Here is a 19,887-nt window from a genome sequence, read left to right as displayed (position 1 = left end):
GAAGCGATGGCCGACCTGATCTTCTACACCAACCCGATGTCGCGCGGGCGGATCGCGCGGTGGATGCTCGAGGAAGTGGGCGCGCCGTACGAGACGGTGCTGGTCGACTGGCAGGACAAGCCGCAGGCGCTGCTCGACGCCAATCCGCTGGGCAAGGTGCCGACGATTGTCCATCGCGGCCAGGTGGTCAGCGAGGCGGCGGCGATCTGCCTGTATCTCGCCGACGCGTTTCCCGATGCGCGGCTCGCGCCGACCGATGCCGAGCGCGCCGATTATTATCGCTGGACGCTGTTCTGCGCCGGCCCGCTGGAGGCGGCGGTGACCGACAAGTCGCTGGGCGTGATGGTGCCGCCCGACCGGCGCGCGATGGTCGGCTACGGTTCGCTCGACGAGGCGATCGCGACGCTCGCATGGGCGGTCGGTCGGCACGCTTATATCGCCGGCGATCGCTTCACCGCGGCGGACGTCTATGTCGGCAGCGCGGTCGGCTGGTTCACCCAGTTCGGCATCCTGCCCAAGGAGGGGCCGTTCGCCGACTATCTCGCGCGCGTCGCCGGCCGCCCGGCGGCGGTGCGAGCCCGCGAGATCGACGACGCGCTGCTGCCGAAGCATCAGCCGGCTTGAGGAGGTGGCGATGCGTGGGATCGTGACGATGGTGGCTGGGTTGGCGAGTATCGTGGCGACGCCGGTGGCGGCGCAGAGCTTCGGGATAAGTCGCACGCCGGCGCCTTCGCGTGCCGCCCCGCCCGAGCGGCCAGGATATGAGGGCGCCTATGACCGCGCCGACCGGACGTGGCGTGGCGAGCGCTATGACTGCCTCCACGGTCGCCGTACGTCGCGCCACGCGGCGCAAAGCTGCGACTATATCCAGCGCACGCCGCCGCCGCTGTCGTCGGATTACGTGAAGGCGCCGGCGGCGAAATAGGCGGCATTTTGCGAGCCTGACGCTTCAGCATGCCGGCGCGGCCGACCGCATATGCCAGGATGGATCGTACGGCAGGTCGTCTATGACCGAACCGTCACCCCGGCCTTGTGCCAAGGTCCACTCAGCGACTTTCGCTGGCGTAAGCGAATCTGGCGATGCGCCTGCGGCACAGTGGACCCCGGCACAAGGCCGGGGTGACGGTGTTATTCGAGCAATCCGATGCTCATCGATTGGATTCTAAGCCAAGCACAGCATCGCCCGTGACCCCTGAGCTCCCGCCTGCGCGGGAGTACGGCTTGATCGGACCGATCGAACCGAACAGTCAGCAACGGATGCGGGACCGCGTGAGCCGCCGCTGGCTCTATCGTCCCGGCAACTCCGCCATCACCGCGTCGCGTTCGGCGGGGGTCATGCTGGTCCAGCGGGCGATTTCGGCGGTGGTGCGGCGGCAGCCTTCGCACAGCCGGTCGCGGCCGATGCGGCAGACGTTGATGCAGGGGCTGGCGATCGCCTGCACCGGCACGACGGTAATGAAGTCCGGCAGCGACATGACCGATCCCGCGCCTCGCCTCAGTCGGCGGCGATCGTCGCGCTGAGGAAGTCTGGGATCGGGCCATTCCAGCCGCCGTCATCGCTGGCGTCGTCGATCGGCGCGGTGTCGCGCGGCGGACGGCGGTCGCTGCGGCGGGCGCGCGGTTGCTCGTCACGCGGTGGCGACGGTGCCCGCTCGCGGGGCGCATCGGTGCGGGAGCCGCGGCGCGGTTCGCGTGCCGGCCGGTCCTCGCGCGAGCGGCGGCTGCGCGGAGCGGCCTCAGCTTCTTCCTCGACCGTAGGCACAGTCTCCAGCCGCGGGATCGTCTGGCCGGTCAGCTTCTCGATATTGTCGATGTTCTCGGCATCTTCCTTGGCGACCAGGGTGTAGGCCGTCCCCGTTGCCCCCGCGCGGCCGGTGCGGCCGATGCGGTGGACGTAATCGTCGGGATGCCACGGCGCGTCGAAGTTGAAGACCGTCGAGACGCCCTTGATGTCGAGCCCGCGCGCGGCGACGTCGGACGCGACCAGGATGTTGATATCGCCCTTCTTGAACCGGTCGAGCTCGGCCAAGCGGGCGGGCTGGTCCATGTCGCCATGGATTTCGCCCGAGCGGAAGCCGTGGCCCTTCAGGCTCTTGTTGAGCTCGCGCACCGTCGTCTTGCGGTTGCAGAAGATGATCGCGGTGGTGACGTCGTCCTGGCCGAGCAGGCCGCGCAGCACCTTGCGCTTCTCGAACGCCTGACCCTTCACCGGGACCAGCCACTGGGTGATGTTGGTGTTGGTGGTGGCCGGCCGCGCGACCTCGATCGTCTTCGGGTTCGACAGGAACTTGTCGGCCAGCTTCTTGATCGGCGGCGGCATGGTGGCCGAGAACAGCAAGGTCTGGCGGTTCGCCGGCAGCTTGGTGCAGATATTCTCGATGTCGGGGATGAACCCCATGTCGAGCATCCGGTCGGCCTCGTCGATGACCAGCAGGTTGCACCCGGTCAGCAGGATCTTGCCGCGTTCGAACAGGTCCATCAGCCGGCCCGGCGTCGCGATCAGCACGTCGACGCCGTCCGACAGCGCCTTGACCTGATCGCCCATCTGCACGCCGCCGATCAGCAGCGCCATCTTCAGGTCGTGATACTTGCCGTACTTCTCGAAATTCTCCGCCACCTGCACGGCCAGCTCGCGGGTCGGCTCCAGGATCAGGCTGCGCGGCATCAGCGCGCGGCGGCGGCCATGCGCCAGGATGTCGATCATCGGCAGCACGAAGCTGGCGGTCTTGCCCGTCCCCGTCTGCGCGATGCCGATGATGTCGCGCATCATCAGGACGGAGGGGACGGTCGCGGCCTGGATCGGGGTCGGCTCGGTATAGCCCGACTCGTCGACGGCGCGGAGCAATTCATCCGATAGGCCGAGGTCGGCAAAAGGCATGCGGGCGTTTGTCCGGAAAAAAGAAGGCGCGAAGACCAAGGCGTCGCGCAACCGTGCGCGCGCTCGCCGATCGAAGACGAAATGTCAAGGTTGGCGACCATACTCCCCCAGCGCGTGGATCGTGATCGCCCGGAGCAGCCAGTCGACGAGGAGCGACGCGCAGTCGCGTAGCAGAAGCTACGCGCCAGCAAGCGACGACGATCGACTGGCTGCTCCGGGCGACCGCTTTGCGGCGGGCCGATTTTGACGCTGGGCGGCGTCGCTGCGTCAGTCACGATGCCTACAGCATCGCTTCCTCTTTGCTTCTTGCCCAACGCCAAAATCGGCTCCGTCACGACCGCGCGATGGGGAAGTATGGTCGCCTAGCGCTGTTTGACCGGCTTGGCGACCAGCGACTTGAACAGGCTGATCGGGCACGAATCGCCTGACCGCGATCGCACCGAATCACGCCCGGCGCACACTTTCCCGTCGAGCGAAGGCTTGACGTAGAACCCGCCATAATAGCCGAGCGCGCGGCACTGGTCCTTGAACGCGGCGCGCACGCGCTTGCCGCCGTGCATGACCAGGTCGACCGAATCGGCGGCGGTGACGACCGCCCCCGCCAATTGGTCGGCGCCGATGCATTTCGGCCCCTTCTTCTCGATGTAGCGCATCTGCACCGGCATCGGGGCGGACTGGCGCGTCGCCGGCACGCGGATCGTGATGCGCTCGTGCAGCTGGTATCGCACCGTCTGCGGTGCCGACGCGGCCTGCGCGGTCGGCGTGCGCACGGGGCTACCCACCGTCGCGGCGGCGGCGAGGAGCAGGAGGAGAGCGGGCGGCTGCATCTGGGGACGGTCTGGTAAGGGAAATGATTGAACGTCGAATGAATTGCCCGGTTGCACCCCGTGGGCGCCTCGTCCGGCCCCGCGCGGGAGCGTCATGCTTGCGCGCTCGCGCCCCAGCCAATAAGGCGCTTCGCGATTTGCGGCGCGCATCCGGCGCCGCATCCAGCTTTCGGAGTCCCGCCATGGCCAGCGCGCCGCAGACGCTTCCCCTGTTCTACAACACGCTCGAACCGCTTTCGAGCGACGCGCATGCCGGTTTTCGGGTCCGCCCGGCCGATGGTGCCGCGTTCCTCGTCAACCAGCATGCGATCCCGCTGACGGTGGACGAATTCCCGATGGCGCAGCGCCATTTCCCGATCGTCTTCTCGCAGGGCGACGATGCCGTGCCGCTCGCGCTGATGGGCATGAACGAGGGCATGAACGTCTTCATCGACGAAAAGGGCATGCTGCGCGATCCCTATACCTACGTGCCGGCCTATGTGCGCCGCTATCCGTACATGCTCGCGCGGCTGACCCCGGACGCGCAGGAGCTGACGTTGTGCTTCGACCCGACCTCGCCGACGATCGGCGATTTCGCGGACGGCGAGGCGCTGTTCGCCGACGGCCAGCCGACCGACCTGACCAAGAACATCCTGGAGTTCAGCCAGCAGTTCGAGGAAGCCGGCGCGCGCACCGCGCAGTTCATGGCCGAGCTGAACGAGCTCGGCTTGCTCGAGGACGGCGAGATCACGATCCAGCCCGACGGCGCCGATAAGCCGTTCCTTTATTCGGGCTTCCGCATGGTCAGCGAGGAGAAGCTGCGCGAGCTGCGCGGCGATCAGCTGCGCAAGATCGTCCAGTCCGGCATGCTGCCGCTGATCTACGCGCACCTGTTCTCGCTGTCGCTGACGCGCGAGATCTTCAGCCGCCAGGTTCAGCTCGGGCTGATGCCGGCGCCGCAACTCACCGCGTGAGCGGGCACGGATCGGCGCTTGCCGATCCGTGGCGCGCCGCGACGGACAGCGGGCCGGAACAAGCCGGCATCGGCTGACGGCGCGGCGCCGACCGTCTCCGCCGGACGGACGATCCGGCGGAGGGTCGGCTTCAGCTGCCACCGGTAAAAAATTGCCTGCCCCCTTGAAACCGAAGGGCCGACAACCTAGTTTAACCATTGCACGGCGTCGTGTTCCCCCCTTTCGCGGGGCCGTGTTTGACGCATCTTCGGATGCGTCTCCTCCCTGAACCTAGGCCGCCCGGAGTTTTCTCCGGGCGGTTTTTTATTGCCGTCGGAGTCTGGTGGTTCAGTTCCGGCGAAATGACAGGGGACAGGGGCTATTCCGCCGCCAGCGCCGTGATGCCGCCGGTCAGTTCCTCCGCCGCGATCGCCAGCAGACGGCGCAGCAGCGCGGCGGTCGAGTCGAGCCCCGGCCCCGGCGCGTCGAGCCGCGCGTCGAGGTACAATCGCCGGTCGATCTCGATCTGGATCGCATGGACATTGTCCGCCGGCCGGCCGTGCCGGCTGAGGATGTGCCCACCGGGATAGGGCGCGTTGAGCGCGACCGCATGCCCCGCCGCGGCGATCTCCCCCTCGATTGCGTGGACCAGCCGGCCGCCGGCGCTTCGCCCGAACCGATCGCCGATCACCCAGCGCGCGGGTCGCGCCCCCGGCAGCGACGGCATCGAATGCAGGTCGATCAGCAACGCCGCGCCGAACCGCTCGCGCGCCGCCTGCAACGCCGCCGCGACCGCCGCATGGTACGGCCGGTGGTCGGCCACGATCCGCGCGCGCACCTCGTCATCGGCCAGCCGTCGGCGCCACAGCATCACGCCCGGCGCGGCGCGGCGCGGCACCAGGCCGAGCCCGCTTCTCAGCTTGGTCGCCGCTGCTCCTGCCGGGATCGCCGCGGCGCCATCGTCGATCAGCGGGTCGCGCTCGTCCTCGGCGCGGTTGAGATCGATCCAGGCGCGCGCGACGCGTTGGATCAGCAGCGTCTCGCCCCCATGCGCGGCGAGCGCGACGGCATCGACGTGGCGATCCTCCAGCGCCAGCATCGACGCGACCGGCACCGCGGCGGCGGCACGCAGCGGCAACGGATAGTCGCGCCCGGCATGCGGCACCGACACCACGACCGGGCTGGCCGGGGGCAGGGTGCCGAACTGATCGAACGATCCGCGCATCGTCGGCGATCCTATGCCGTGGCGCGGGGTGCCGCAATGCGCGTCTTGGTGATCGGCTCATGCCGATGAGCGGCACCGGCCCGCTCCCCACAAGATACTGCCATTGGGAGGCCGGGTGGGGAGCGGGCCGGTGCCGCCGGCCACCGACATCCCGCGCTGGAATTTTTAAACCCTTCGCGGGTATGACGGGCGCTCGACGAGATGGCGAGACCGCGATGATACGAATATTGTTGGCCGAAGACGATGACGTGATGCGCGAATATCTGGCGCGCGCGCTCGAACGGTCGGGCTATGCCGTGGTCGCGGTCGATCGCGGCACCGCGGCGCTGCCGCTGATCGAGGCCGAATCGTTCGACCTGCTGCTGACCGACATCGTCATGCCCGAAATGGACGGGATCGAACTCGCGCAGAAAGCGGCGGAGATCGCGCCGGCGATGCGCGTCATGTTCATCACCGGCTTCGCCGCGGTCACGCTGCGCGCCGGCAAACAGATGCCGCAGGCGCGCGTCCTATCGAAGCCGTTCCACCTGCGCGACCTGGTGATGGAGGTCGATCGCCTGTTCGAATCCGAAACCGCAACCGGGGGCTTGTAGCCGCGCCTGCGCTTCGCTAGAGGCGCACCTCCCCGTGGGCGTATAGCTCAGTGGTAGAGCACTGTGTTGACATCGCAGGGGTCGCAAGTTCAATCCTTGCTACGCCCACCATTAAAATGCCCGCCAGGTCAGTGACCTGGCGGGCATTTTATTATCGATGACGATGTGCTTCGCCGGGCGGTAAGCGGTGCGCCGTTGACACAGCTCAAAGCGCGTCTTGGCGACTCTGACGGATGAGCATGCGTTCGCATCGCTGGCCGATGATCGCGCTGCTACCGGAGCGTTACGCCCCTGGATCCGCCCGCGCATCGAGAGAGCGGCCTATCCGTCAGTTCCCGTTGAACACAGGTTTGCGCTTTTCCAGGAACGCGATGATGCCCTCGGTCGCATCCTTGGTCGTATTGGCGATTTCGACCGCCAGCCGCGCGTCGCCGAGCGATCGCTCGAGGGTCGAATCGAGGCCGCGCACCATCATCGACTTGGCCAGTCGAACGGCGAGCGGTGCCTGCGCCGCGATCCGTTCGGCCAGCGCGAGCGTGTGGCGCTCGAGCGCGTCGTGCGCAACCATTTCGGTCACCAGGCCGAGCCGGAGCGCCTCCGCCGCATCATAGACTTCGGCGAGAATCGTCATCCTGAGCGCACGATCGAGGCCCATCGCGCGCGGAAAGAGCCAGGCGCCGCCTTCGTCGGGGAGCAGACCGAGCTGGCCGCTGGTGTCGCCGAGCAGCGCCCGGTCCGACGCGATGCGGATGTCGCACGACAAGGCAAGCGCCAACCCGCCGGCAACGGCCGGGCCGTTAATCATGGCGATGACGGGCTTGTCGAGGTGGGCGAGCGCGAGGATCACGCGCTGCATTCCGTCGCGCATCTCGCGTCCCTCGGCGAGTTGCGTGCCGCGGAGCGACGCGCGAACGCCGTCCACGCCCGAGACGTCGCCGCCCGAGCAGAACGCCTTTCCGGCCCCGGTGATGATAAGGCAGCGCAAGGTGTCGTCGCGGAGATAGTCGTCGAGCGCCGCCAGGACCTCGTCGCACAAGGCGTGGGTATAGGCATTGCGCTGGCGCGGCCGGTCGAGCGTCAGCATCGCCACGCGATCGCGCGGCCGCGACAGCGCGATGGAGGTGAAATCGCGCGCTCCGTCCCAGATCGACATCAGGCGGCGCGCTCGGCGAGGGCTGCGGCGCGCTGCGCGGTGTGGAAATGGGTGTTGCCGAACAGTGCGTCGGCGACATGGAGGCGCTTGAAATACTGGCCGACGATATATTCCTCGGTCATGCCGATGCCGCCGTGCAGCTGGATCGCCTGAGCGCCGACGAAATGGCCCGCGCGCCCGACGCGCGCCTTGGTCGCCGCGACCAGCAGGCGTCGATCCCGCCCGTCCAGCGCCTCGATCGCAGAAACCGCCCGGCCCAGGATGGCGCGGGCCATTTCGAGCTCGACATACATGTCGACCAGTCGGTGCCGAAGCACCTGGAACTCGCTGAGACGGGTGCCGAACTGGCTGCGCGTGACGAGATAATCGCGGGCGATCCAGAAAGCGCGCTCCATCGCACCGAGCGATTCGGCACAGAGCGCGACCGTCGCATGGTCGTAGGCCGCGTCCAGTCCATCGAGGGCCGCGCCAGCCCCGCCGATCAAGGCATCAGACGACACCTGCACCGCGTCGAGCACGACGTCCATCGCCAGCCGCTGATCGACGGTGCGATAGGGTTGCAGGGTCACGCCGGGGGTCGTCGGATCGACCAGGAACAGGCTGATGCCGTCGCGTCCGGCCCCGTTGCCACCGGTTCGCGCCGAGACGAGCAGGAGGTCGCAGGCCGCGCCGCCAAGCACCATGATCTTGCGGCCGTTCAGGGTCCAGCCGGCGCCGGTCGGCGTCGCGAGCGCCTCGACATGGTCGCGCCGACCCCGCGCGCCGACTTCGTCATGCGCGACGCCGATGACGGCGGTGCCCGACACCAGCCCTGCCAGCAGGTCGGCGCGTCGCTCTCCCTGCGCCGTATGTTCGATCAGCGTGCCGGCCAGGACCGCGCAGCCGACATAGGGCTCGAGCACCAGGCCGCGGCCGATCCGCTCGGCGATGACCGCCGCCGCCCGGATGCCGCCGCCCAGACCGCACGCCTCTTCGGGCAAGGCGGCGGCGAGCCAGCCGAGGTCCGCCATCTGCGTCCAGGCGGCGCGCTGGGCATCCCGTCCGCCCGCGATCACGGCCCGGCGATGGTCGGCGGTGTAGCGTCGGCCGACGAACTGGTCGACGCTGTCGGCGAGCAGCCCCAGATCGCCATTGGGCAGCGATTGCGCGGCCGGGCCGGCCATCGCGAACAGCGTCTTCGCGACGACGTTCTTCTGGATCTCGTTCGATCCGCCATAGATGGTCGCGCCGCGGCGATACATATATTCGGCGGTGACGTCGGCCGCGTGGTCCGGGCCCGGCGTGACCGCGCCGTCGCTCGTCGTGCCGCCGTGCGCCGGGTAATAAGCGGCGGCATAGGAGCCGAGCGCATCGACCTCGAGCTTCAGCAGCGCCTGCATCAGTTCGGAGCCGTGGAGTTTGACCAGCGACGCCACCGGCAGGTGCTCGTATCGCTTGTGGTCGGTGACGATGTCGACGATCGACGCCTCCAGCGCGAGGAGGTCGACCTCGAGCGACGCGATGCGGCCGGCATAGACCGGATCGTCGATCAGCCGCCCCGTGCCGATCCGCTCGGCGGCGGCGATGTCGAGCAACACGTCGAAATTGCGCTTGTTGCGCGGCAGGTCGGCGCCCGAAATCCGCTCGTGCGCCAGCAGGAAACGCGCGATCTCCCAGCCCTGACCCTCGCGGCCGACGAGATTGTCGGCCGGCACGCGGACGGCTTCGAAGAACACCTCGCAGAGGCTCTCATTCTCGTCGAGCGACTGGATCGGGCGCACGGTCACGCCGGGGGCGTTCGTCGGCACGAGCAGGAAGCTGATCCCGGCATGCGCCGCGGCGTTGTCGGTCCGCACCAGACAGAACAGCATGTTGGCGTCCATGGCGCCGGTCGTCCAGATCTTCTGGCCGTCGATCACGTAATCGTCGCCGTCGCGCACGGCGCGGGTGCGCAGCGATGCGAGATCGGACCCGGCGTTGGGCTCGGAAAAACCCTGCGACCAGAATTCGGTCCCGTCGACGATCGGCGGCAGATAGCGTTGCCGCTGCGCCTCGGTGCCGAATGCCTGGAGCACCGGACCCATCAGGAACACACCCTGGATATTGAGCCACGGCGCCCCCGCGCGCATGGATTCCTCTTCGAAGATATACGCTTCGAGCGGGGTCCAGCCGGGGCCGCCGAACGCGTCAGGCCAGGAGGGGACCGACCAGCCCTGCCGCGCCAGGACGGCGATCCAGGCTTGCGCATCCGCCTTGGTCTGGTGGACCGCGGTGCGGTTGCGCCGCGCCATGTCGGACGGAAGATTGGCCGCGAGAAAGGCGCGGACCTCCGCCCGAAATTCCTCGGCGCTGCGGGGCGAGACCATGGTGGCGAGTTCGCCGGCATATGCCTGCACGGTCGCGATGAGCTCGTCCGGCGCGCACAGGCGATCGACGAGACCGAGCTTCAGCGCCTCGACCGCCTCGACCCGGCGGCTGGACAGCAACAGGTCGAGCGTGGCCGACAGGCCGATCTGGGTCGGAAGGAGCCAGCCGATGCCATGTTCGGCGATCAGGCCCCGGCGCGACAAGGCGGTGGTGAAGACGGCCTGGTCGGACGAGAACCGCAGGTCGCAATAGAGCGCCATGATGAGCCCTAGCCCGGCACACGGCCCGTTGATCGCCGCGAGGATCGGTTTCGGGACCGAGGGGAAATAGGAATAGCGAGTCTGGAAGTCGGGCCGGGAGGTCGGATCGAAGACCGGCGGTGGCGAGTTCGGCAGGCTCGTCGCGCCCTGATCCGACTTATCGGTGAGGTCGTCCATGTCCGCGCCCGCGCAAAAGCCGCGACCGGCCCCGGTCAGGACGATGAGGCGCACCGCCGGATCGTCGGCGGCGGCCCGCATCGCCGCGAACACCTCGCATTCCATGCGATCGGTCCAGGCGTTGAGCCGCTCCGGGCGGTTGAGCGTGATCGTCGCCACGCCGTCGGACACGCGATAGAGGATCTGTTCGAAGGTCATGCCGCCGCCTCGCCCTCGTGCGGCCGTCGCAAGTCATGCGCGACCGGGTGGAAATCGACGCCGGCCAGCGCGAACCGGCCGGCCCGGACCAGCCGACCGCGCGCGCGTGCGATCGCGAGCGCCTTCTCGGGATCGGCGACGGCGACCGACAGCGCCGCGACTCGCTCGGGCACGCCCTCCGTGAACGACAGCGTCCGTCCGCCGATCACGAGTGTCGGCGCCGTTCCGCATCGCTCGACCGCGACGTCCAGTATCGCGGCCCAATGTGCGGCCAGCCCCTCCGGGTCGGGCGACGCGATCTCGAGTCCGGCGATCCGCGCGTGGGCATCGTCGGCGTCGGCATATTGCCGCCAGTCCGGCCCGGCTGGCCACCAGTCGTCGTCCTCTCCCGCGCTGCGCGCGAACTCCAGGATGGTCGCGCGGCCGTCCTTCGGGTGGAGCTGGACATTGCGATAGTCGGGTCGGTCGATGACGTGCGGCGTGCGGACGCCGAGTCTTTCCGCACGATCCTGCCGCCGCTCGGGGTCGTCGCATTGGAAGATCGCCATATAGGCGCCGCGCGCGTCGCCGCGTTGCAGGAAGCGCCCGACCGCGGTGTCGTCGGCCGCGGGCGCGACGATCTCGATAAAGTCCGCTCCGAACGGCAGCACGGCATTGCTCAAGCCGTAGATATCCACGTGATAGTCGCGCACCCCGACCTCGACCGCGAAGATCGCCCGCAAGTCCGCGACCGCCGGTTCGAGCGCGGCGTCGGCGAGGCAGACCTGCCGGAGACGCAATCCGCTCATGTCAGCGGCCGGTAAAGCTGGCAGGCCGCTTCTCGACGAAACTGCTGGCCGCTTCGCGATGATCGTCGGTCGCCATCGAGCGCGAATGATAGAGGCTCTCATGGTCGAGCAGATCCTTGAGGCTCTGGCTCTCGGCGATGGCGATGGTCTTCTTCATATAGGCGAAGGTCAGCGTCGGTCCGGCCGCGAGGTCGCGCGCGAAGGCGAGCGCTGCCGCCTCCAGCTCGTCGTCCTTTGCGACCCGAGTCACGATCCCAAGCATCAGGGCGTCTGCGCCGGTCAGGACCGGCGAGGTCATGTAGAGGTCGCGCGTCCTGGCGCTGCCGATCAGCTTGGCTAGGAAATACGGCCCGCCGAAATCGCCCGACAGAGCGACCTTGGCGAAGGCGGTCGTCAGCTTCGCCTTCTCCCCGGCGATGCGAAAGTCGCAGGCGAGCGCGATCGAGAGGCCGGCGCCGGCGGCCGCGCGCTCGATCATCGCGATGGTGGGCTTGGGCATTTCGTGCAGCAGTTCGGAAATGCGGGCCCGGCGGCGCAGGCTGTCGGTCCGCGCTTCGAGCCCACCCTGGAACTGGGTCGGGTCGGCCATCGCCTTCACGTCGCCGCCGACCGAAAAGGTGCCGCCCGCGCCACGCAACAGCACGGCGCGCACGGTACGATCACTGGCGGCACGGTCGAGCGCGTCGAGCAGGGCATCGAGCAGGTCCGAGCTCAACGCGTTGCGCGTGTCGGGCCTGTTCATCGTCAGGGTTAGCAGTCCCTGGTCGAAATGATCGATGATCGGCTGGTCCATGGTTCGCCTCGATGAAGGAAGACTGCGGCTCAGCCGCCGATCGTCTCGCGTTTGATGAAGATGCCGGCCGCCTCGCGATCGAACGTGCCGGCGACCACGCCCTCGGTCCGCAGCAGATGCTTCTGCACCTTCTGCGTCGGGGTCTTGGGCAGGGTGTCGATGAACCGGATGAAGCGCGGCACCATGTAATGCGGCATGCGCGGCCGCAGGAAGGCGATCAGGTCGGCCGGATCCAGCACCGCGTCCGGCTGCAACGCGACGACGGCGAGCACCTCGTCTTCGCCATATTTGCTGGGGACGGCGACGGCGGCCACCTCGTGTACCAGCGGATGCGCGCCGACCTCGGCTTCGACCTCGAACGAGGAGATGTTCTCGCCGCGCCGGCGGATCGCGTCCTTCATCCGGTCGACGAAGAAGAAATTGTCGTCCGCGTCGCGGCGGAAGGCGTCGCCGGTGTGGAACCAGCCGTTCCGCCAGGCGCGCGCGGTGGCTTCGGGATCGGCGAGATAGCCGTGGTTCATCCCCCACGGACGGTCGGTCCGGACGATCAGCTCGCCGATGTCGCCCTGCGCGACCTCGCAGTCATTCTCGTCAACGAGGCGGACCTCGACCCCGGCGCGCGGCCGCCCGCACGTGCCGGCCAGGCTGGGGTTGGGCCCGGCGCGCAACGGCGAAGAAATCTCGGTCATGTTGAACGCGGTGTAGACGTCGCACGCGAAGCGATCGGCGAACGCGCGGCCGTCCAGGCTCAACGGCACCATCATCGCGCTCTTGAGCGTATGATCGCGATCGTCGGGCGATGGCGGGCTTTTCATCAGGAACGTCGCCATCGCGCCCATCAGGACGACGCTGGTCGCCTCGAGCCGGCGGATGGTCGGCCAGAACTCGCTCGTCTTGAACGAGTCGACCAGGCCGATGGACGCGCCGAACACGACCGCCGCGAAGGTCGGGCCCGTCCCGCCGATATGGAACAGCGGCAGGTTGACGATGAAGCGATCGTCGCGCGTCAGATAGGGAAAGGATTCGAGCGCCGTCGTGTAACATTGGAGGTAGGAGGACAGCACGCCCTTGGACGGCCCGGTCGTACCCGAGGTGTAGATGACCATCTGGGTCTGCCACGGCGGGACGTCGCCGGCCGCGACCCCGACCGCATCCTCCTCGCCCTCGAGCGCTTCCCGGCCGTGGCATGTCAGCCCGGCCACGGCGTGATCTCCGTCAAGCACGATCGCCTGGGTCAGGTTGCCGCGATCGACCGTATCGAGCTGCGGCGCCAGATCGGCATGGACGACGATCAGCGCCGCACCGGCGTTGCGGATGGCATGCGCCAGGATCGTGCCGCGATAGGCGATGTTGAGCGGCACGTAGACCGCGCCGAGATAATTGAGCCCGAACCACACCCGCAGCGCGTCGGGTCCGTTGGGCAACCACGACAGCACCAGGTCGCCTGGCTCGACGCCGAGGCGCATGAAGGCGACGGCGGCGATGCGCGCTTCCCGCCGGACGTCGCGATAGGTCCAGCTGCAGCCGTCGGCGAAGATCGCGAACACCTTGTCGGCTGCTCGTCGGCCCAGCGGTCGAGGAGCGGTCCGAGGACGCAGTCCTGGACCGCCGGGATGCGCGGGTCGGACCAGGCCTGGCGGGCGTCAGTCGTCATCTGCATGGCCTTCTTCGTAATCCGGTCCGACGGATCGGCCTGCCGGGCGCACAGTCGCGAGCGGCCGACACCGTCATAGAGTGCCCGGTTATACGCGCTCGGAAAGAGCGGCGTCCCGCCGCCGAAGATGGGCGGGGCCTGGTTGAGCAGGTTGTTGACCGTCAGAAAGAACTCGAACTGCTTCTTGCCGGACATCGCCACCCGCTGTCGCAGGGTCAGATCGGTATAGGCGATCGCCGGGATCCGGTTGTTGCTGATGGTGACGCCATCGACATACGACACGTCGTAGATGCCGCGCCCGATCAGCCGCTCCTGGACGAACAGGCTGAAGCCGCTGGCGCCGTTGTAGGTTATCGAGAATGTCCCGCTGAGCTTGGGATTGCTCGACAGGCTGCCGACCCCGGCCGCGCCGATCTCGCCCGCGCGGTTGATCGGCGCCGCACCCGCCGCCTGGGTGATGAAATTGGGCGTGTAGGACGCGATCGCGCGGAAATCGATCGTGCCGGACCCGAGCGACTGGCGATAGCTCATGTCGAAATCGATACCGTCGGTCTTCAGAACGGCGAGGTTCTGCAACGGCGTTCCGATCGAGACGATGTCGCCACTGGAGGCGTCACGCTTGATGAGGCTACAGTTGAACGCCGATCCGTTGGTGCACGCCGCGATCGTCTGTTGCGCACTCAGGGACGCGACGACGCCGTCGACCTTGATGTTGTAATAATCGATCGAGGCGCTAAACCCCGGCAAGAATCGCGGGGTCAGCACCGCGCCGATCGCATAGGTCTTGGCGCGTTCGGGTTTCAGGTTCGGGCTCGACGCCCCGCCGGCAAAGACCAGATAGCTGCGATTGTTCTGCTTCGGATCGGTGATCGTGAGCTGGGCGGGCGCGGCGCCCAGGAACAGTTCGCCGAGGTTGGGTGCGCGAATGTCGCGCGAATAGGTCGCGCGGAACCGGATGATGTCGGCGGGTTGCCAGGTCAGGCCGACCTTCCACGTCCCGGCCGATCCGCTGGTGCTGTAATGCGTGTAGCGTGCGGCCGCGTTCAGATCGAGTGACTTGGCGAACGCGACGTCCTTGGCCAGAGGCACGACCACTTCGCCCGAGCCCTCATAGACATCGACCGAACCGCTCCCCGCAGGCGCGTTGACGAGCGCGTAGCCGCCGACGCGACCGGCAGTACTGGCCGGGAAGCCGCGAATGCCGGTCCCCGTGGTCTGTTTGGCGGCGAGCGGGCTGATGACCTGCGACAAGGTATTGCGCCGGAAATCGGCGCCGAGCGCGATCGAAACCGGCCCCGCCCAGGTCGAGAAGGGATCGCCGCGCAGATAGGCCTGCGCCGCATATTGCCGGATGCGCGTCACATAGGGCTGGTCCGCCTCGACATATTTGAGCGCGGCGGCGGACGGCGCCCCCTGGCCGAACAGATTGATCGGCACGCAGCCCGGATACAGGCCGGGATCGGTCAGCGTCACTCGGCAGACCGTGCCCCCCGTCGACGGATCGACCACCGCGTCGACCGCCGCGTAGAATTTCTCGGCGTCGTAGTTGGAGGAGGAGAGCACGTGGCTGATGTTGGAGCCATAGCTGCCCGAGGCGCCGAAGCTCCAATTTCCTGCCTTGCCGTCGAAGCCCGCGGACAGGTTGATCGTATCGGTGTTGGTCTTGACGTTGAGCGTTCCGAGCTCGCCGAAGAAGCGGTTGACCTTGAACGAATCGACCGAATTGCTCGCCATGTCGCGGACCAGGTCGGCGGGCAGGTAGGGATTGCCGGCGAAGATCGTGAAGGCCGTCGGACCGACCTGATAGATGGGCAGGCCGCTGAATCCGACCCGATTGTTGGCATACGACCCCTCGGCGAACGGCACGAACGCCTCGCTCGCCTTGAATTCGAGGCGACCATAGGCGACGTCGCTGTTGAGCGACGACGTGACCTGCTGGATCTGGCTGACGCCGCCGCAATTGACGCAGACGGTCGTGTTCCTGATCGTCCCCATGTCGAACGGGGCGACGACTCCGCCGGACAGGAACTGGCGACCGGCGAGCGGCCCGGTCACGATCGCGCCGCCATAGGTCGCCAACAACGCGACATTGTCGAAGAACTGGTTGGGCGGATTGCCGCCCGACACCGCGACCAGCAAATTGTTTCGGCGGCCCCAGGGGCGGCTGTCCTGCCGCCCGATCTCGCCGAATTCGGTATGCGTGTAGCTGGCCAGGAAATGGCCGCGATCGTCGGCGAAGGCCAATCCGCCGCTCAGTTCAGCGCGGAACGTCGGGCCGTCGCCGTAGGTCGAAATGCCTTTCTGGATGGAGCCGCGCAGACCGACCAGGCTCTTGTCGAGCACGAAGTTGACGACGCCGCCGACCGCGTCGGCGCCATATTGCGCGGACGCGCCGCCCGTGACGATATCGACTCGCTTGATAAGTCCCTGCGGCAGGATGTCGGTGTCGTATTCGCCGCGCGTCGAGTTGGGAACGATCCGGCGGCCGTCGAGCAGTACCAGGGTGCGGTTGGCCCCGAGGTTGCGCAGGCTGAGACCCGATACGCCGACGCCGAAGGCGGACTGGAAGGCCGTGCGCGGACCGGGCGAGCCGCGAAATTGCGGCAATGCGGTCAGTGCGTCGCCGACGCGGCCGGGGTTGCTGTCGGTCAGGCTGTCGGAGGTGATGGCGGTCACCGGGGTCGGTGCCTTGTACCCGTTGCGGACGATGTTCGAGCCGGTGACGATGATATCGTCCCGCTCGTCGGGCATCACGGTCGAGGCGGCCGATGGCCGGTCGGCATCGTTGCTCGGTGTCGCGGGGCGTGCCGGGGACGGTGCCTCCTGCGCCAATGCGATGCCGGGAAAGCAGACGGTCCCGGCCATTGCCAGAATCAATACGCGATCTTGGAAACGCTTCATGCTCCTCCCCCAGTACGGCCCCATGGTCCGACAGGATGGTCTGCCGGCTCCCAAAGCCTTGTCGGTTCATGCTGCGCGATTGCGCTTGGGCATGTCTGATTTATCGCCCGCCGACCAGCGGATCACATGCTTTTCTGATAACGATCGTTATCGTTACGCACTTGGCTCGTCAAGTGGGTTCTGCGTCTGGCCCCGTATGGTTGATCGCCGGGCATAGCTCCTCCGTCCTACGAGGATACAGGAATAGCTAAACGACCTCTGCCCAGTGGTGTCGTTATGCTTGCGACGACAAGAGTAGAAGCGTCGCATGAGTCTTACTTATGGATAACGAACGTTATTGCTTGAGAGGCCGCAAGTGGTTCTCATGCCGTGGCGAATCGACGTGTTAATCGCCGGATCGATTGGCGCGCGCCAATCGCGAGTTAGGCTCGCGATCGATCCGGATCAGACCTTACCGATCGCCGCTCATCGGCTTGTCGGCATTGTCGAAGCAGCGCCGCTTGCCTTCAGGGAAGACCGATCAAGGCCGCCATCGCCATCGGCACGTAGATGCGGCGCTTCCGCTCGCCGCTTATCGGTCTGCTGAGCAAAGCCACGGATGTCAGGAGGCCGCCGAAGACGGCCATCACGGTGACCTTGGCGTCCTGCCGCGGCATGTCCGGACGCACCGCGACCAACGCATCGACGAACGCTTCGCGCAGGCCGTGATAGGACGCGCGCAACGCCGGCTTGCGTTCCTCGGGCAGGTGAATGAAGTCGCGCGATCCTAGAACGACGGCGCGTGCCTCGGGCTCGGTGACGTCCACATAAGCGGTCACGATGCGTTCGAGGCGCTCGATCGGCGTGCCCTCGACCAGCAGGACTCGCGCGAAATCGACTCGCATCCGGTAGATGGCGCGCTCGAGGATCTCGGCGAGCAGCGCGCCCTTGGAGGGGAAATACTTGTATACGCCAGGGCCCGTCGTACCGGCCGCCGTGCCGATCTCGTCGATGCTGATGGCGGCGAATCCCCGTTCGCGAAACAAGGTCGCCGCGGCGTCGAGGATCTTTTCCTGGCGCAGGAACGGCACGGAACGCGGCTGTCGAGGTTTACGCGACATTCAATCCTGAACCGAGAATCATGGCGTCGAAAAGGGCGTCCGTCTCGACCGACGATCACGTCCCGTTGGCGGCTACGAGGTCCGCCGTCAACGTGCAAGGGCGCGCATCGTATGATGGGTTCGATGGGAACGGCCATGGTGGTTACCGATCTGGGCGTATTTGATGTGAATGTCCCGATCGGGGGTGGCGGGCCCCTAATCGCGCGTTGCGTGACGCTTTCGTTGTGCGCATGCCTGAGAAGCGGGATCCTTCTCGGATCATCCGCCATTGCCCGCCAGGTCAGCGACTTGGCGGGTATTTTATTGTACGGCGCGGCGGGGCCGGTGTTTTCAAATCGGTAACCGTGGGACGGATACGATGCCCTGAAAGCACGGTTTTTCGAGGGTAACGTCGCGTGGCACGGATCATCATCGTCGATGACGACGAACTGTTCGGCGACATCGCCTGCGATGCGCTGAGCGAGGCCGGGCACAGCGTCAGCGCCGTCACCGATGGCGAGGGGGCGATGCGGGCGATCGCGGCGGGGGAGCCCGACCTCCTGATCCTTGATTACAATCTGCCCGGCATGTCGGGGCTTGAAGTGCTGCGCCAGACGCGGCGCGAGCGGCCGGCGGGCGAATTGCCGATCATGATGCTGACGCGCGAGGACGGGCGGTTGTTGAAGGCGCGTGCCGGGCATGACGGGGCGAGCGACTATCTGGTCAAGCCGTGCCGCGCCGACGACCTGGTCGCGCGCGTCGAGGCGCTGCTGCGTCGGCGGCGCGCGCCCGCTTAGACGCTCCACTCCGCCGGGTCCGCCTCGCAGCCGATCAGCGCGAGGCCGTGGGCGATCGAGGTGAGTTCGCCACCGGTCGCGATGCGGTCGGGCGCGAAACGGCGGTCGAAGATCGCGCGGATCGCCGGGATCAGCGACGAGCCGCCGGTCAGGAACACGCGGTCGATCGCGTCGGGCGCCAGCTGCGCCTTGGCCAGCGCGGCATCCATCGCCGCCTCGATCCGGCGCAGGTCGTCGGCGATCCAGTCTTCGAAATCGCGCCGGGTCACGGGCACGTCGATCGCAACGCCATCGCCCGCGAACACGAACCGCGCTTCCGCCGCGCTCGACAGCGCGCGCTTCACCCGGCCGACCGCTTCGTAGAGGGGAAAGCCCTGTTCGTGTTCGATCAGCGCGATCATCCGGCCGATCGGCGCGGGGTCGATCGCGTCGCGCTGGAGCTTGCGCAATTCGTCGAGCGTGCGGCGGTTGCGCATCAGCGCGAGCCGCGACCAGTCGGCGAACTCGCTGAAATAGCCGCCGGGGATTTCGAGCAACTTGTCGAACGAGCGGTACATCCCGCCCTTGCCGAGCAGCGGCAGGATCAGGTGATCGACGATGCGCTTGTCGAAGCGATCGCCGGCGATGCCGACGCCCGCCGCCGCCAGCGGCCGGCACCGCCGCGCCGCGCCGGGGGCGGCGACATGGACGACCGAGAAATCGGTGGTGCCGCCGCCGAAGTCGGCGACCAGCAACGTCGTCGGCCGGTCGAGCCGGGCGGCATGGCTGAAAGCCGCGCCGAGCGGTTCGTAGACGTAATGGATCTCGCGACCCCATTCGGCGAACATGCGGTCGTAGCGTTCGCGTGCGAGCGCGGCGTCGGCGCGCGCGCCGGCATATTCGACCGGTCGCCCGACGACGATCTGCGGCGGCAGCGTATCGAGCCGGCCGGCGGCGTGCCGCACCAGCTTCTGGAGGAACAGTCGGCCGAAATCCTCGAATCGGAAGGAGCGGCCGAAAATCTGCGCGCGGTCGAACAGCGGGCTGGCGGCGACGCTCTTGAACGATTGCACGAAGCGGCTGTCGAGCGGCGATTGCAGATATTCCGCGATCGCCCACGGCCCCGCCTCGTGCGCGATGCCGTTCCAGCCGCGCTCTTCTTCCCAGAAGCACAAGGCGGAGCGGAAAATCTCGCCGGTCGCGCCCTCGCCGGCGAACGGGACCAGCCGCGAGCCGTCGCCGGCGCTGGTCGCGACGACGGTGTTAGTCGTGCCGAAATCGAGGCCGAGCGCCATCGGTGGTGCGTC

Annotated in this window: 16 protein-coding genes, 1 tRNA gene and 1 pseudogene; 6 read left to right on the top strand and 12 right to left on the bottom strand. The window is 67.5% G+C overall.

Annotated elements, in window-relative coordinates:
- Window positions 1–6 precede the first annotated feature (6 nt).
- Window positions 7–624 (top strand): glutathione S-transferase family protein, encoded by a 618-nt coding sequence (locus tag J0I47_RS10945; RefSeq protein ID WP_294047031.1) that lies wholly within the window; start codon window positions 7–9, stop codon window positions 622–624.
- Window positions 625–634: 10 nt separating this feature from the next.
- Window positions 635–925 (top strand): hypothetical protein, encoded by a 291-nt coding sequence (locus J0I47_RS10940; RefSeq protein ID WP_294047030.1) that lies wholly within the window; start codon window positions 635–637, stop codon window positions 923–925.
- Between the two features lie 361 nt (window positions 926–1,286).
- On the opposite strand, the gene J0I47_RS10935 is transcribed toward J0I47_RS10940, so the two are convergent.
- From J0I47_RS10935 to J0I47_RS10925, 3 genes are all read right to left on the bottom strand, one after another.
- Complete coding sequence (locus J0I47_RS10935; RefSeq protein ID WP_294047029.1) at window positions 1,287–1,475, bottom strand: DUF1289 domain-containing protein; 189 nt, start codon at window positions 1,473–1,475, stop codon at window positions 1,287–1,289.
- Window positions 1,476–1,495: 20 nt separating this feature from the next.
- Complete coding sequence (locus tag J0I47_RS10930) at window positions 1,496–2,878, bottom strand: DEAD/DEAH box helicase (RefSeq protein ID WP_294047028.1); 1,383 nt, start codon at window positions 2,876–2,878, stop codon at window positions 1,496–1,498.
- Window positions 2,879–3,240: 362 nt separating this feature from the next.
- The gene (locus tag J0I47_RS10925; protein ID WP_294047027.1) at window positions 3,241–3,705 is read right to left on the bottom strand and encodes a hypothetical protein; all 465 of its coding nucleotides are present in this window, start codon (window positions 3,703–3,705) and stop codon (window positions 3,241–3,243) included.
- 182 nt (window positions 3,706–3,887) lie between these two features.
- Here J0I47_RS10925 and J0I47_RS10920 point away from each other — a divergent pair, with 182 nt between their 5' ends.
- The gene (locus tag J0I47_RS10920; RefSeq protein WP_294047026.1) at window positions 3,888–4,658 is read left to right on the top strand and encodes a SapC family protein; all 771 of its coding nucleotides are present in this window, start codon (window positions 3,888–3,890) and stop codon (window positions 4,656–4,658) included.
- A 358-nt stretch (window positions 4,659–5,016) separates the two neighbouring features.
- On the opposite strand, the gene J0I47_RS10915 is transcribed toward J0I47_RS10920, so the two are convergent.
- Window positions 5,017–5,862 (bottom strand): N-formylglutamate amidohydrolase, encoded by an 846-nt coding sequence (locus tag J0I47_RS10915; protein WP_294047025.1) that lies wholly within the window; start codon window positions 5,860–5,862, stop codon window positions 5,017–5,019.
- Window positions 5,863–6,077: 215 nt separating this feature from the next.
- On the opposite strand from J0I47_RS10915, the gene cpdR reads away from it, so the two are divergent.
- Together cpdR and J0I47_RS10905 are read left to right on the top strand one after the other, a co-directional pair.
- Entirely contained in the window at window positions 6,078–6,455 is a 378-nt protein-coding gene (gene cpdR, locus J0I47_RS10910; RefSeq protein ID WP_294047024.1) for a cell cycle two-component system response regulator CpdR, read from the top strand.
- Window positions 6,456–6,491: 36 nt separating this feature from the next.
- Window positions 6,492–6,566, top strand: a tRNA-Val gene (locus tag J0I47_RS10905).
- Between the two features lie 217 nt (window positions 6,567–6,783).
- Here J0I47_RS10905 and J0I47_RS10900 read toward each other — a convergent pair.
- The 7 genes and pseudogenes from J0I47_RS10900 to J0I47_RS10870 form a co-directional block, all read right to left on the bottom strand.
- A complete protein-coding gene (locus J0I47_RS10900) occupies window positions 6,784–7,608 on the bottom strand; it encodes an enoyl-CoA hydratase-related protein (RefSeq protein WP_294047023.1) in 825 nt (274 codons plus the stop codon).
- Complete coding sequence (locus tag J0I47_RS10895; RefSeq protein ID WP_294047022.1) at window positions 7,608–10,589, bottom strand: enoyl-CoA hydratase-related protein; 2,982 nt, start codon at window positions 10,587–10,589, stop codon at window positions 7,608–7,610. The genes J0I47_RS10900 and J0I47_RS10895 overlap by 1 nt, the downstream gene beginning before the upstream one ends.
- The gene (locus J0I47_RS10890; protein ID WP_294047021.1) at window positions 10,586–11,377 is read right to left on the bottom strand and encodes a VOC family protein; all 792 of its coding nucleotides are present in this window, start codon (window positions 11,375–11,377) and stop codon (window positions 10,586–10,588) included. The genes J0I47_RS10895 and J0I47_RS10890 overlap by 4 nt, the downstream gene beginning before the upstream one ends.
- Before the next feature lies 1 nt (window position 11,378).
- On the bottom strand, window positions 11,379–12,170 hold the full coding sequence (locus J0I47_RS10885; RefSeq protein ID WP_294047020.1) for an enoyl-CoA hydratase-related protein: 792 nt from the start codon (window positions 12,168–12,170) through the stop codon (window positions 11,379–11,381).
- Window positions 12,171–12,199: 29 nt separating this feature from the next.
- Complete coding sequence (locus tag J0I47_RS10880) at window positions 12,200–13,717, bottom strand: AMP-binding protein (RefSeq protein ID WP_294047019.1); 1,518 nt, start codon at window positions 13,715–13,717, stop codon at window positions 12,200–12,202.
- 266 nt (window positions 13,718–13,983) lie between these two features.
- Window positions 13,984–16,575: pseudogene (locus J0I47_RS10875) on the bottom strand (TonB-dependent receptor); the annotation flags it as partial.
- 656 nt (window positions 16,576–17,231) lie between these two features.
- Window positions 17,232–17,795, bottom strand: a complete 564-nt coding sequence (locus tag J0I47_RS10870; protein ID WP_294047018.1) for a TetR/AcrR family transcriptional regulator — start codon at window positions 17,793–17,795, stop codon at window positions 17,232–17,234.
- 425 nt (window positions 17,796–18,220) lie between these two features.
- On the opposite strand from J0I47_RS10870, the gene J0I47_RS10865 reads away from it, so the two are divergent.
- Window positions 18,221–18,601 carry a response regulator transcription factor gene (locus J0I47_RS10865; RefSeq protein ID WP_294047017.1) on the top strand — a complete coding sequence of 127 codons (381 nt, stop codon included), beginning with the start codon at window positions 18,221–18,223 and terminating at the stop codon, window positions 18,599–18,601.
- Here J0I47_RS10865 and J0I47_RS10860 read toward each other — a convergent pair.
- Window positions 18,598–19,875, bottom strand: coding sequence for an Hsp70 family protein (locus J0I47_RS10860; protein ID WP_294047189.1), 1,278 nt, complete (start codon window positions 19,873–19,875; stop codon window positions 18,598–18,600). The genes J0I47_RS10865 and J0I47_RS10860 overlap by 4 nt on opposite strands.
- Window positions 19,876–19,887 lie beyond the last annotated feature (12 nt).

Origin of the sequence: Sphingomonas sp. (assembly GCF_017304635.1) — a bacterium.
Taxonomy (GTDB): Bacteria; Pseudomonadota; Alphaproteobacteria; order Sphingomonadales; family Sphingomonadaceae; genus Sphingomonas.
The sequence above is the reverse complement of the archived record's forward strand: the minus strand, read 5'-3'. Positions and strand labels throughout refer to the sequence as shown.

Coding starts and splice junctions, on each gene's coding strand:
- cpdR (WP_294047024.1), top strand. CDS start 6,078: ATGATACGAATATTGTTGGCCGAAGACGATGACGTGATGCGCGAATAT.
- J0I47_RS10860 (WP_294047189.1), bottom strand. CDS start 19,875: ATGGCGCTCGGCCTCGATTTCGGCACGACTAACACCGTCGTCGCGACC.
- J0I47_RS10900 (WP_294047023.1), bottom strand. CDS start 7,608: ATGTCGATCTGGGACGGAGCGCGCGATTTCACCTCCATCGCGCTGTCG.
- J0I47_RS10915 (WP_294047025.1), bottom strand. CDS start 5,862: ATGCGCGGATCGTTCGATCAGTTCGGCACCCTGCCCCCGGCCAGCCCG.
- J0I47_RS10890 (WP_294047021.1), bottom strand. CDS start 11,377: ATGAGCGGATTGCGTCTCCGGCAGGTCTGCCTCGCCGACGCCGCGCTC.
- J0I47_RS10920 (WP_294047026.1), top strand. CDS start 3,888: ATGGCCAGCGCGCCGCAGACGCTTCCCCTGTTCTACAACACGCTCGAA.
- J0I47_RS10895 (WP_294047022.1), bottom strand. CDS start 10,589: ATGACCTTCGAACAGATCCTCTATCGCGTGTCCGACGGCGTGGCGACG.
- J0I47_RS10940 (WP_294047030.1), top strand. CDS start 635: ATGCGTGGGATCGTGACGATGGTGGCTGGGTTGGCGAGTATCGTGGCG.
- J0I47_RS10930 (WP_294047028.1), bottom strand. CDS start 2,878: ATGCCTTTTGCCGACCTCGGCCTATCGGATGAATTGCTCCGCGCCGTC.
- J0I47_RS10925 (WP_294047027.1), bottom strand. CDS start 3,705: ATGCAGCCGCCCGCTCTCCTCCTGCTCCTCGCCGCCGCCGCGACGGTG.
- J0I47_RS10935 (WP_294047029.1), bottom strand. CDS start 1,475: ATGTCGCTGCCGGACTTCATTACCGTCGTGCCGGTGCAGGCGATCGCC.
- J0I47_RS10885 (WP_294047020.1), bottom strand. CDS start 12,170: ATGGACCAGCCGATCATCGATCATTTCGACCAGGGACTGCTAACCCTG.
- J0I47_RS10945 (WP_294047031.1), top strand. CDS start 7: ATGGCCGACCTGATCTTCTACACCAACCCGATGTCGCGCGGGCGGATC.